General features: G+C 53.4%; 9 protein-coding genes. 3 read left to right on the forward strand and 6 right to left on the reverse strand.

The window, feature by feature from the left end; all coding sequences use genetic code 11:
• The 5 genes from AABZ39_15010 to AABZ39_15030 all read right to left on the reverse strand — a co-directional run.
• A partial coding sequence (locus tag AABZ39_15010; GenBank protein ID MEK6796088.1) for a S8 family serine peptidase occupies positions 1 to 2,167 on the reverse strand: 2,167 nt, incomplete at its 3' end.
• A gap of 266 nt (positions 2,168 to 2,433) precedes the next feature.
• Complete coding sequence (locus tag AABZ39_15015) at positions 2,434 to 3,222, reverse strand: DUF116 domain-containing protein (protein ID MEK6796089.1); 789 nt, start codon at positions 3,220 to 3,222, stop codon at positions 2,434 to 2,436.
• 402 nt (positions 3,223 to 3,624) lie between these two features.
• Positions 3,625 to 5,046 (reverse strand): FAD-dependent oxidoreductase, encoded by a 1,422-nt coding sequence (locus AABZ39_15020; protein MEK6796090.1) that lies wholly within the window; start codon positions 5,044 to 5,046, stop codon positions 3,625 to 3,627.
• 4 nt (positions 5,047 to 5,050) lie between these two features.
• On the reverse strand, positions 5,051 to 7,081 hold the full coding sequence (locus tag AABZ39_15025; GenBank protein ID MEK6796091.1) for a hypothetical protein: 2,031 nt from the start codon (positions 7,079 to 7,081) through the stop codon (positions 5,051 to 5,053).
• Positions 7,082 to 7,135: 54 nt separating this feature from the next.
• Positions 7,136 to 9,130, reverse strand: a complete 1,995-nt coding sequence (locus tag AABZ39_15030) for a hypothetical protein (protein MEK6796092.1) — start codon at positions 9,128 to 9,130, stop codon at positions 7,136 to 7,138.
• A gap of 145 nt (positions 9,131 to 9,275) precedes the next feature.
• On the opposite strand from AABZ39_15030, the gene AABZ39_15035 reads away from it, so the two are divergent.
• From AABZ39_15035 to AABZ39_15045, 3 genes are all read left to right on the forward strand, one after another.
• Positions 9,276 to 10,205 carry a helix-turn-helix domain-containing protein gene (locus AABZ39_15035; protein MEK6796093.1) on the forward strand — a complete coding sequence of 310 codons (930 nt, stop codon included), beginning with the start codon at positions 9,276 to 9,278 and terminating at the stop codon, positions 10,203 to 10,205.
• 538 nt (positions 10,206 to 10,743) lie between these two features.
• Positions 10,744 to 11,766 (forward strand): hypothetical protein, encoded by a 1,023-nt coding sequence (locus tag AABZ39_15040; GenBank protein ID MEK6796094.1) that lies wholly within the window; start codon positions 10,744 to 10,746, stop codon positions 11,764 to 11,766.
• Positions 11,757 to 13,169 carry a hypothetical protein gene (locus tag AABZ39_15045; GenBank protein ID MEK6796095.1) on the forward strand — a complete coding sequence of 471 codons (1,413 nt, stop codon included), beginning with the start codon at positions 11,757 to 11,759 and terminating at the stop codon, positions 13,167 to 13,169. The genes AABZ39_15040 and AABZ39_15045 overlap by 10 nt, the downstream gene beginning before the upstream one ends.
• 127 nt (positions 13,170 to 13,296) lie before the next feature.
• On the opposite strand, the gene AABZ39_15050 is transcribed toward AABZ39_15045, so the two are convergent.
• The coding region (locus AABZ39_15050) for a glycosyl hydrolase-related protein (GenBank protein MEK6796096.1) at positions 13,297 to 13,692 on the reverse strand (396 nt) is incomplete at its 5' end.

Below are 13,692 nucleotides of genomic sequence, written 5' to 3' on the forward strand. Positions count from 1 at the left end.
TATCGGCCGCCGTAAAGCGATGCGCGACTCGGATATCGACCGCACGAGCTGGGCAGGTTATCGTCGGGGCAATGGTATCGATACAGCCGACGGATCGGAACTGTGTCGTCGATGAATTGCCCGCCCTGTCGATGAGGAATATGCCCACATTCGTCAAGGCAGTTGTGAATTCAGGAAGAAGTACGCCGCTGATCGGGTTCTGATAAGGAAGTATGACCGGCGCTGTTCCGTTCGTTACGATCATCCCGATGCGGTCGATGCCGCTGCCGATATCGTTCGTTCCGCTTACTCCGAGATCATAGATAATGCTGTTCGTCGCCGTCGGCGTTCCCGACACCGCTGCATACACGGGCGGTGAGATATCTACGAGCGAACCGGTCGCACTCCATGTCGACCACGGGCCGAGACCGAATTCGTTCGAGCCGCGTACGCGGGCATAATACGTATAGGGAAATGTGATCGTGGTGGTGAACGGGAGCGAAACCCCCGAGGCGAGATTCGTCATGATGAATGTATCGATCGTATTCGTGCTTATCTCAATGGTATACGCGTTGGCGCTATTGCTGATGCCGCCCTTCGTCCATGTAAATCCGATGTTCGTGGACGGACTGTATTGGAGATCGGGCACGGGTGTCGTGGGGGCTCCCTTCACGGGGATCGTAATGTTCATGCGCCCATAGCCATACTCGTCGTCAATGCCCGCTACGCCCATATCGATCGCGTCGTTCGTCAAATGTTTCCATGTGAGGGCATTATTGTAATATCCGAGATATGCCCCCCAGAGTACGGCTGCCGCACCCGCTACGCACGGAGATGCCGATGATGTTCCGGTAAAATTACCGTACGTCCAGTTGGCATTGCTGTCCACGCCCGCAATTTCCGGTTTGCGACGTCCGTCCTGCGTGGGTCCCTGCGAACTGTATATCGCGGTAGGTCCGGTGGTCCAGCGCGCAAAAGAAATGGCACCGACCGCGAGGGCTCCGCTCGCATCGGAAGGAGCCATGAGACTTTTCGATACGTTCGAATATCCGTATTTCTGATAGAACGAAAAAAGTTGCAGCTCCCTGGCAGCACCGGAGTACCGAGCGATGAGAACGGCGTAATCATCGCTCACCGGCACCCCGCCGCTGATGGATTCGGTCGGGGATTGGGATCCGGACTGCACTCCCTCTGAGGCCCCCGAGATCATGTTCCACGCGCCCCCGTTCCTGCGAATGAGATAGAGATCGTAATCGTTCGCGCTGCCTGACCACGGATCGTTCCAGCAGAGATAAAGCCCCACGGCGGTACCGGCCGAAAGGAAACCGATATAGTTCGTTTCAAATGATCCGCTGAAATTATGGACGCTGTTGGCGTTCGGGTCGGAGTACATGCCCTGCCAATGGCGCTCCGCGGAATTGCCTGCAGAGTTCACCCAGAGTATCCCGTTCGCGTACGCATTGTTCGCGATGGTACATACCGTACCGTCGCCATTGCCCCAACCGCTGTTCACCCATCCCATCGAGTGATTGATGATATTGATCCCGTTCGCGATACAGTAGTCCTTCGCACTTCCCAGCTGAACGCTCGTTGATATTTTCAGGAGATAGAGCTGTGCCGCCGGTGCCATCTCATGAACGACCTCGGCGACCGCTGTTCCGTGCGTCGTCGAGGTTTCGATCCCCGCTCCGGTGAAATCGACGGCTGTGGCCGCGGGGACTTCACCGGCCGCCTGCGCCGCGCTCAGCCCGATGAACCCCCCGTCGATAACGGCGACTTTTATTCCCGCGCCGCGATTGCCGCTTCGGTGAGCATTCGTCGCTTTTGTATTCGTTACTTCTTCACCTTCAATGACATGCAGGACCGGCGTGTCGGGCTCCCTGATCATGCGTATGCCCGAAACGGTCGAGAGCCCGGCGATATCCGCTGCGGCTATCCTGAATTCGATCGTGCTGCCATAGGTGTATCGGATATCCGCATTGCGGTCGCGGAGCGAACGGACCGCCTGCTCGAGCGTTCCAGCCGCCTCTGCATACAGGACCAGTTTTTCACCTTCAGATATGAAACCTGTTTTTCCTTTCGCGATGGCGGCAACGGTGGAATGCGGATCGTTATCCATCATCTGCATGAGCGCGGTGACGCGCGCTGAGATATTCGATCGTTTTTTAAGCTCGCTTTTCTGTGCCATAGGTAAGAGCGAAACACCGCTCTTGGAAGGCTCAGAGAGCATCGTGGCCGGAGGGGCGGCGAATGTTCCCGAAATTGCCAGGGAAACGATGGAAATAAATGAAAGTACCCGCATATAACGCACCCCCCGGGGGTATTCGCCCGTGCTTTCGGTCTCGGGACAAGTACCGACATTCATTATAATGAATACGAAGGAAGTTGTAAAGGGTGCAAATACAAATTATTTTATATTACGATAGCCACAGAACCGAGCGTGCGGATGTGCAGTCAACGATCTTCGTCGCCCAGGAAATGCTGTATCCAGCGGCGTATCTCGGCCACATCGACCTCGGTGAGTACGCAGGGACCGTTGGGTCGCGTATTTGCCACGCCGATAACCGCTACCTTCCGCATGACTTCGGAAATGCCGCTCACCAGGTCCCGTTCACAGGCTACCGCGATGACCGCCTGCGGTGCCACTTCGCGCACCTTGTCGCGTGCCATTTCACCGCCGGTAGCGACTATGTAGCTGCACCCTATCTCATTGCAGAGCGCAACGATCTCGTCGCGCCGCTCCTTTTTGATGCATCGCGGGAGAAGGAGGAGCAGTTTGTCCGGTGTCACCGTCATGGTCCGCGTCGATGTCATCTGATTATGGAACCGCACATACGAATTGCCGATACGGTCCTCGGAAATGCGCATCATACGCCCGAGCAGTGTCGGCACGCCGTTCGTGAGTACACGCGGGAGCATGGCATAGAGGAAGTACGAGAAGAACGATATCCCGAACGCCGCCGATACCTGTACGACCGCGTAGATCACGGCAAGCGCACAGATGATGCCGAACACTATGCCCGATACGATGCCGGATGCGCCGCTCCCCCATTCAGAAAGGCGGGGCGATATCATATACAGGATGAAAAAAGTGAACCCTCCGGCGATCGCTACGCTCAGGAGCAGAAGGAGCGAATATACTATCGCCGGTGTTTTCGCATTGATATCGGTCGGTTTTACCGTGCCGTCCCATCGTTCCCATTTATCGCCGAGGTACGACTTCTTTTCCGGTTTCTTTTCCATGAATGGGATTATAAGTTCATTCGGTTAAAAAACAAGCAGCGACAGCCGAAACTTCATGCCGCGAGAGCGATGCAGTGAAGACGCACCGTGTTGTCATCAGGGAGGCCGTATCGCCTGAATATCACCCCGTAGATGAACAATGATCTCAGTACGAGTGTATTGCTGACATCAAATACTGCCGATGTGTCGGCATCCCTTCACTGGCTGAAAGGCCCGGGCGCGAACAAATCCCTCCCGGTATTTTCGCCGCCCGAGACGGGATTCCAGGTGAAAATGATGGATCATGCACCGTATGCACCGGTGTGCGTACTACTCGAGAAGAGTACGTTGTGCGTACACCATCGTATGCGGCACGTACAGTGGTGGTTACAAATAATGAAAGGTCCTATCCTTTTTTGTTGCTCATAATTCCGTAATCGCGTTCCGGGCATGGAGCTCCCGACGCAGCAGCCGTATATCCACATGTCGCGGCTTCAGATCATGACGGGCGGCAAGCGCCGCAGCGGTTCCGGCGGCGTCTCCCAGCGCCATACAGGTCGCCATGACTCGCGATGAGCCCATGCCTTCACGCGTCGCGGAGATGCACCGGCCTGCCGCGAGCATGCCGTCAACCGATTTCGGCACAAGACAGCCATACGGTATCTGATATGGCTTCGGCGTATATCCGACACCGGCGAGGTTCTGATCCGTATATTTATTGTTCGCGTCCGGATGAACGTCCACCGGCCAGCATCCCATCGCGATCGAATCATCCATGGATGGGTTTTCCGTGATGTGTTGAGCGGTGAGCGTCTCTACACCGATGATGCGGCGGGTTTCCCTGACCCCCAGACATGACGCGGTGAGCGACAGGCGGCAGTGTTGAAATCCCGGAATATTACTTTTCCAGAAACTGACGATCTGCGCTGCCTGTTTTCTGCCGTTCATCTCACCGGCGGTGAGGGCGGCGGCATCGGTTGCGTCGATATACTGACGCACCGAATTGATCCACAGTTCGTTTTCGTAAAGTCCCATGCCCCACGGCCCCCCGAAGCTGTCGAGTTCACCGCGCGCATGCGCGTCGTGCATCGCGTCACCGAGAAAACGGTTCGGCGGCGTTTCATAGAGCGGGTTCTGTGATCTCCACCGTGCGTTGCGCCATTCACGATATGCGGCGCTGTCACCTGCAATACCGTCACACGTATCCGGTTGCGGTTGGGCTGCATCCGTGCGTGAGGGAAATACGGGCGATACACCGGAAACGGAAAAACACATCGTCGCCGGCTGAAGCACCGAACTCTTGACGCATTCTGCTCCGGATCTGAACGCTATGTCGGCATCGCCGGTGGCGTCAATGGTCACCTTTGCTGTGATCGCATGCCGCCCGGATTTACTTTCGATCACCACGCCCTCGACGCGGTCGCCGCTCATGAGCGGGCTTACGCCGAGCGCGTGAAGTACTACTTTAATGCCTGCGTCAATGATCATTTCATCTGCAAGCAGTTTGAACTGTTCCGGGTCAAAGTCCTGAACGACGCCGTTTGAGCTCCGCATGCCGCCCCGTGCGGAAAGTTTTCTTCTGAACTCGCCCGGTATGCCATCCACCACGAGCTCATGACCTTCCGTCCAGCTGTGAAAACCGCCGACGGTCAATACCAGACCTGATGTTGCATTGCCGCCCAGACAGTTGCTGCGCTCGATAAGCACCACATCAGCACCGGTACGCGCGGCGGCGAGTGCTGCGATGAATCCCGCGGGGCCGCCGCCGACAACGACCACATCGGTGCGGTACAGTACGGGCGTGCGGCGTGGAGGTTCATCGATCATATCATTGAGTGTCTTCATTGTGTTATACTCCATGTTTTTGGCGAAGCACATCCGGGTTTTCAAGGACCAGCAGCTGATAGAGAAGTTCCGGTGCCAGTTCGCTTGCGTAGATATTGCCTTCCGGGGTGAGGTCATCCTTCCGCGCGAGCCAGGGATCCGCGATCCGTTCGTAGTGCGCGCTTTTCCATGGCCCGCCGGTAACGATGCAGTGGGCGGATTGCCGCATCAGAAAATGTCCTTCGCGGGCAAAAAACGGATCTCCGGTGATCTCGCTCAGGCGGATAAAGTTCAGATACTTGCTTGAGTAGTAACTGTAGAGCGAGTACTGCAAATAATGCGACTGCTCCACGTTGCAGCCCTGCGTGGGTTTCGTAGACCACGGTATCTGCTTGGGGCAGCGCATGAAAAAACTGAGCGAAGCGAGATAATCCGCCAGCCGGATGTAGAACCGGTCGCCGGTGTCATGATGCCGCGCCAGCGCATAACTTGTAAGCACGTGAATACTGCCTTCCTCATATTCCTGCGGGTGCAGATCGGAGTGCGCCCCGAAAAACCTTGCGGTCTCTATGCTGTGCCGCATGGTCCACTGCTCCGCCTGCAGCATGGCGTTTTTCCATGCGGAGTCTCCCGTTATCTTATGTGCATACCGGAATGCAAGCAGACTGTGCGCAGGCGTTACCGGACCGTTGACCGTGCCGTTCAATGCTGCCTTCTGGGGGATAGAACCGTCGGACTGCTGCTGCGCTTTCACCCAGCGGAGTGTCTCGAGCGCGAATTTCGAAAGTTCATCCTGTCCCGGCAATGCTTCAAGTTCCTCGTTCTTTACGGCTTCGGCGATCTTCAGAAGCCAATAGCCGGCGCGGGCATTCTGCTCGATCTCGAATTCCTCGCAGGCCCCCTTGTATCGGTAAAACTGCGGCGCTTTTCCCTCCGGTGCGATCGGATAGAATGCGCCGAAATTACGGTCGGCCGGATCGTTCACCCGCATACGCTTAAGCCAGCGAAACTGCGTTACTGCCCGTTCATACCAGCCCGCATCACCGGCGTATTTTGACAGCAGCAGATCAAGATAAATGTTAAACGGTGTATTGATGATATAGGTGTCAAAATATCCTTTTCGGTGCTGATCGCACCGGTACGTGGCGCCGTCGATGAAGTACGCTGCATTCCGTCGTCCCTCGATCATGAACTCCATCATCGCCTTAGTCGTTTCCAGCGTCGGATGCGGGATGGCCCGCGCGGTGTAGCTGTTGAGTGATGTCCATGCGTGCACGAGCTCCCGCGGCTGCTCTAGATAATCAGGTGCGGCGGAAAAAATAAGCTGCACCGGGATGTGATATTCTGTCCCGGCTTTCATGATGCTGTCCCGCGATCCGGACACGATGCGCACCGGTTCTTCGGGAGCTGATTCTACGCTCAGTTCCTCCATCCAGCTGCCGGGCTTTCCGTACTCGCAGTCCTTGCTGACGCCGAAAAGAAAACTGATGCTCCTGTCTTCGTTTCTGAAAAACACCGCAGGAACCCCGCACCAGTTGAACAGTTTTCCCTTCCATGCAGTCACCGGGAATGTCTTCGCTTCCGAATAGATCGATGCATACGCATTGTCGATCTCTTCAGGCAGATGCAGCGAATTTTCAGCCCACGGATATATGTGGGCATGCCATAGGGAAGGGGATGTGCTGCTGCAAAAGGCAGCCTCTATGCGGGCCGGCACATCACGATCGCATGAGGCATGGATATCCATGGTGATCGCGGGGATGTTTTTCATCAATTTCAGATGCACGTTAAAAGTCACCGCGGCATCCCGAATGACCTTCGTTCCGCTGAACTGCCATGCAAACGCTTCCGGAACGTCTTCGTATGCAACTACCGGAAGCCTGACCGGTATCAATGAGTCTCTGCTGCCGGAAACGCGTACGAAGAAAAGCGACTTTTCCGGCGTTGGGCCGAACGGTGAATCGCCGATCCTGATGCTTTCAATCCCGGAGCCGTCTGCATCTTCATCGAGCGTTATGGTAACGCCCTGCGTATTCCTTGCAGTCATGTGTTCCATAGTTCTCTCCATAAATATGGGATTTTTTTTGTGCGCCGACCTATCAACTTTCGTTCAATATTTTTTCTTGAGGAAAAGTGCGACGATACTCTTCGCGGGAACGAGATATGTTCTGGCATCACGGATCGCGGTGCTCTCAGTAACGGTGATACGCTTCTCGCGTTCATCGTTGCAGGAATGTACCGACGGCGCAGTCAGCGTGACGGAGCGTATGATGTCATACGTACCGGAGAACGTGAATGCTGCATCACGCGCTGTTGTTTCTTCCCGGTTCACGATGAGCATATTCATGCCGGTGTCCGTGCTCATTGCTGTCAGCGTGAACGAGATATCATCTTTTTTCGGATCGGCATGCTCCCCGCGTACATCGGCGGCAAGCACCTTCATGCCGACAGCGCTGTCCCATACTCGCAACATATCAGCGATGCCGGTCGTATAGAGCGCATCATTCCCTTTGCCACGGTATACCAGCCCCCATGGTCCGCCACTTAAGCAGTGATAGGTCGCAATACCGATGTCATCTCGTGCATAGAGCCGGTTGATGAATTGCGCGGTGGCAAGACAGCCCATGAGCGCATGTGTCGTATACCATGTAGTCTGCCATTTCTGCCCATCCTTCTGCGCCGGCCAGAGCCCGTGTTCCGAGATATAGAGCTTTATCCGGTCGCCCCCGGTGATCGCGCGTATATCGTCGCGAATGACATCGAAGTATGTCTCGATCACGCTGGTCGGGTAGCCGTAATAGTATGGATGGAATGCGAGATAGGATATGTCATTCCCCATTTCTCGGAGCAGTGTGCGGTGCCAGTCGCGCCAGTCTTCGCCTTTGAACCTGCCGTAGCCCCATGGTGCGGTTGCCGCATGCGGGGAGAATTTAGCGTTCGGGTCCACACGGCGAATTGCCGCGATGATCTTTTTTGAACGATCGATGTAATCGGATACGCTCATCCTGTTCGAGCTCTTCCACTCCTCTTCATTACCGAGCTCATAGCAGACGATATTCGCCGGCGATGCGCCCGCGTCAATACGGTACTTCGCCCAGTTAACGATGCCGCGAGGACGGGAACCGCCACTGGTGAGAAATTCTGCGAGGTCAGCAGCATCATCTGCACTGTCATTTCTCATGTTAACCGTCCATATGAAGCGGACATCCGGATGTGCCGACTGCATCGCGCTGATGAGCTCAGCCGGACCGAAATGGTTCACCGACGCCTTATCCCATGCGTCGAATTTTCCCGGGGTTCTATCCGCGAGCGGCCCGACCGCCTGTTTCCAACCCATCGAATTCGCGTGATAGCTTCCGGCGTAATGTGCTATGCGGCAGAGCGAAGCAGGGATGGCGGCGAGGGTCTTTTTCATTTCATCAGACATGCCGGTACGTTCGGTGTTCATGAACAAATCGTCGTGCGGTAATGCCAGAAGCACGAAGCCGAGATTGCGTCTTCCCGCGGTGCGGAGCATGCGCGGCTCATCGATCGTTATCGTCACCGGGAGCATCGGCGGCTTTGAGCCGACATCAATATTCGTGATGATGATGTTGTCATACTCGGTGCCTGCGCCGGCTTTTACTTCCTGTTTCGGCGCAGTGAGCGGCTCGAATCGGAATTCTGTGATCGATATCCGTTTGCCGACATTCTCTTTCATGCCGAGGCCGATGATGATACGGCATGCGCCGTCTTCATTGACCGTATACTGGCCACTCACCGTTTTAGGGCCGTCGCCAACGGTCTCCCAGATGTCGGGACCGAACGTGTCTTTTGCAGGGGCGGTGACAAAGAGGCGCGGACCGATGAACAGTCTCGCTCCGGCATCCCCTGCGATAACAGCGGTGATCCGGTATGTCCCCTTCGGTATCGATGTGCGCACCGAGGTGAATCCAATTTCATTGAATGCACGCCCTGCGGCGGTAACCGTGATGCTGACGCCGTCCTTCACCGGTGAAATGGTCATTGTATCTGCGCGGAGGATAATCCATCCGGGAATGCCGCCTTCCACCGATTCGAAGGGTATCAGTGCGGCACTGAGCTTTAATGAAGTTATAATCGCCATAATGACGATTATTTTTTTACGTCTACTCATTAGTTTCTCACAGTACCACTGGTATAATAGTAGCAGAGGGGGGTAAATGGCATGTCGGTTTTTACTTTTTTCATCGTTTTCGCTCCTTCATACCGTGGTTTCAAGTGTATAATAATTGCACGTTATCATTAAATCTTGGTTGATATTGCTGATAAAGCATTGTAATATTGCTGTCATGGAAGAGTCGTTCGATAAAGTGCCGCTGCAGTCGATTGAATTTTTCGAAAAGATCACACGATTGCGGGTGACCATCAATGATATCGCCGGAAATCTCCGTCCTTTTCTTCCTGACATCTATTTCACGCATGACAGATCGGAATTATGCCGCCAGATCAAGAAAGAGCATACGGACTTGAGATGCAACGCCCTGGATCTGCACTGGATCAAAAAGAACATATATAACTACCGGTCAGGCATGGTCAAGTTGTGTCATGCCGGATTGATCGAGATCGTTCAGCCGCTCTACATTGCCGACGGACTTCAGGCGATATTCTTTGCCGGTCAGTTTGTGGCGGATGCAGAGACTCATATCGACGGCATTGCTGTTGATGCAAACCGCACCAATACTCATCCGTGGAAGTGCGATACTGACCGCTCTATGCTGTCGCGGTCGCCGCTGAACATCTCCGAACTGCTGGAGGCGATGCATCAGCTCGTCTGCCGTCTGGAACCGTGGTGCCGTGCGCTCACTGGCGAAGACAATGCCGGCGACGGTATCGGACATGACGGCAGAAAGATTGCGATCATACAATATATCAGCAGGCACTATGCCGAGCCGGTCACCGTCGGTCGTGTTTCGGAGTATCTTTCACTGAGCAGGTATCGCACCGCGCATCTGATAAAGGAATTATTCGGTGTCTCATGTGTCGCACTCGTCAACAGTTTCCGGATAAAGCATGCGTGCAACATGCTGCAGTATTCTCAGCAGAGCGTGTCGGAAATCGCCTTGTCGAACGGATTCAACGACCTGTCCTACTTTATCGCGACGTTCAGAAAAGCAACCGGCATGACCCCGCGTGAGTACAGAAAGAAAAACCGGATATGAAGCTCCGTGAGCGGCTTTTTACGTGAAGTCATAATCGGGTAAATAGCGGGTTTGCGGAAGGCACTCATCTTCTTGCCGAGGCGGCGCAGCCGCTATGGACAGTATCGGCGGCAAGAAATGAAAAGTCCTATTCGTTTGGTATCATGCCGGCGGTAATAATCATAAATGCTTCGGGTGGACTTGAGACGCGACTAAGATGCGGTTGGATTTGACAGGAATTCGGCGGGTGGTATACTGGGCCGTGTAAGAGGCGGCGATGGCGACGAATGAATACTTTCCCTCTGTTGCTTGCGCATGCGCCCTCCCATTAAAAAACATTCGCGTTATTTCGGATGATAGTATATCAATAGGGTGTCATTGACAAGGGTGCGATTATCGGATCATCGCCTGTTCCGTTTTCTGCTCGTCTTTTCTGTATTATCCATTTGACAGCACAACGTATCCCGACTACATTATACGGCATGAAAATCAACAGCATTCGTAAAAGGATTGATCGGCAGAGACATTTTTTTCCGTTCCTGAAAAGGGCAGGATACTTTTGTATAAAAACACATGGGGTGACCCCGATTTTCCCAATTTTAGCAGATATTTCACCGAAATGTTTTCAGCCGACAGTGAAGTTACTGATGCTGCATATAGGATGGGGCTTAATGTTTTTTTTTCATCGGTAAAAAAATATACACCAACCCTTTCTGAAAGCGATTCAGACTGGTTGCCAAGTATTTATATCTACTTGGGTATTGGTGCCGTTGATGCCGCCATCAGGGACAGTAATGAAGTTACCTTTTCTGGCGGGAGCAGCTATTGTCATACCCCCGTATCGGGCAATATACCCCCGAAGTTTAATCCTGAAAATAAGTGGGTAAAGAGGTGTCTTACCGCCTATGCCTATCTCCTCTCCGTTTGGGAAGAGGATTTCTGCTTTATCCCTTATATTCATCGCTCGCCTTTGGATGCGGCAAACGGCTATCGGGGGAATGACCTTTTTTATGATTTTTACGATAAACCCGATGCGGTAAAAGATCTCGCACGCTCATGTGCTGATTGGATCATTGCGTTTGAAAAGTATTGCGTGCGTGAAAATAATGCCCCGGAGGGCTGGGGGCGTGCGGTCTGGGGGACATATATCGATGAAAACGCATTGTTCGTGAATGGGGACATCGTCGATCTCATCGCACCGGATCTTATCCGTGAATTCGAACAGCCGTATACCGAGGCAGTATTCACTGCAACCGGTCCGGGATTTTTCCATCACCATGCAATCGGTCTTGACAAGGTATCCTTAATTGCAGAACGAAACGCCATGCATGTACAGGCGATACTCTCCGACCCCAGTACGCCTATCCCCGCAGAAGTCATCACCCGCGATGAACAGCTTGCAACGGAAGTATGCAATGCCTCACTGAAAGCCCCGATTATGCTCTGTGGATTTTCCCCTGACAGCATCGATGCACTCATTCCCATCATACGCGAAGGACGCTTCATTCTGGCCCCGGGTGTCGATGATGCGGCCTATGAGGTGATGAGAAAGAAACTTGATCGGTATCGCCTATGCCTGTGACAACAATTCCATACCATAATAACAGTACTGAGAATGATGTGTGTATCGCGTATTTTCATAAGGGTGGGCCATCGCGTATTGCTATCATCAATGGAACCTTCGATATGACTATCGATATAAATACCACACTATTCGTTGCATGTACCATAGGCAACACTACGGTAACCGCTTCCTGTGATTGCCCCCATGAGCAGGTGTATATTTACATCATCTTTACCAATGGCAAATACCTTACGCTCCTCGTCAACGGCAATCAAAAATCCATGGTGCCGATAGATTCGATCGCAGAATTCCAGGGGATGTTCAATATCACAACGGATTCTCATTTCAACAACAATGATTTTTTTATTGGCGGTGTCCCTCCATACCGGGAGCGTTGCCTCATGACGCGCACAATAAATGAAAAATATCGCGCAACCATCGAACGCTACCCGATATTTCAGTATGGTAATCCCCTGATCAAAATACCGAATATGAGTGCTCGCGATCCGTCAGAGATAATCTTAGTCGATGGCAGATACTACGTCTATTTTACCAAAGCGCTCATTGACGGCTTTCGGGGAAGCATCTACTTAAGTTCATGCGCCCAAGATGATGATGTTACGTGTGCAAACCGGTGGAGCAATCCGGTCGAGGTTATCCCACACTCATGTGATGCGGCATCGGATTACGATGGGAGCGGGTGCTTTACACCCGACTGTTTTTTCGACGGTAAGACGATCAGCCTCTTTTATACGGGACTTAATTCCACACATGAAAAGGGATTTCCGCAATGGGGGGTAACGAAAGAGCCTGAAAGTATCATGGTGGCACACGCTCATCGCCCTGGTGGCGATTTTATAAAGACGCAAGTTTCTACCCTCTTGACGGAGAGTAGGCTTCGCCCGGATGAGGCAACCGTGCCCGGCGGTTATGAACTCAAAGCCGACGGTACGTCTGCCTACGATGTATCGCTCATCGATCACGGGCAATGCTGGATAATGCCTGATGGAGAAAAAAGATACTACTACAAGGGCGGGGGTGGAGTCGGCGCACGCTTTGGCGCGGTATGTCTCATGAGGCATTTAGACAACCACTGGCTCAACGGAACACGCTATATGGGTAATCCGATACTAAATGAGGCATCTCATATGGAAGGTATATTGATAACGAAAAATGACGATGAACTCTATCTGCAATTACAGATTTTCGGGGAAGGTATTGCACGAATGGTCACCTATGCCTCGGATTGTACCGACGGAATTCAATGGACAAGGATAGGTACCCCCTATACGGTTGACGCAGGGGTTACATCATATCCCCTGAGTATTGGGGTGTACGACACGTCCTATCCGAAATGGGCTATCGGTCAATTCCCCAACCCTGACGGCACAATATACTTAGCATTCATGAAATGCATATAATTATCGGATCAGTCAGGATAAAAGCGTGCAAGAGGTGACGCAGCATCGTGGGACCGTCGTCCCGGAGGTGGCGGATGTTAAGCGGGATGGGGGATTGACGGGCAAGAAATGAAAAGTCCTATTCGTCTCACCCGTGAGTTCGCCGCTCCATAAGGTCCACTTCCGTCACCTCATGCGATGCCGTATCGACGGCGATCGTTCGTACCTCGAATGCGTTGAGCGTGACCGTATGCGCGATGTTCAGCCGTGGTATGTTCACCGTCGTGGAACGCTTCTTGCCTGTAGGTTCAAAAAGACGCACAATAAGCTTCGCCCCATCCTCGGACATCTTTCCGGCGGACAGAACGACCGCATCGTCGGAGAGCGTGATGAACGGCCGCACCGCATCGCCTGCGCCCGACGGGAAGAACGAGAGCGCATACGGCTTTTCATTGAGCGTCGCCGCCTCGCGCGGGGTGTTCTTTTCGCGTGCATCCGCTTTGCCGATGTCGAGCCAGAAACGGAAGAGCCGCTCACCCTGATC

It is taken from the genome of Spirochaetota bacterium (assembly GCA_038043445.1).
Taxonomy (GTDB): Bacteria; Spirochaetota; Brachyspiria; order Brachyspirales; family JACRPF01; genus JBBTBY01.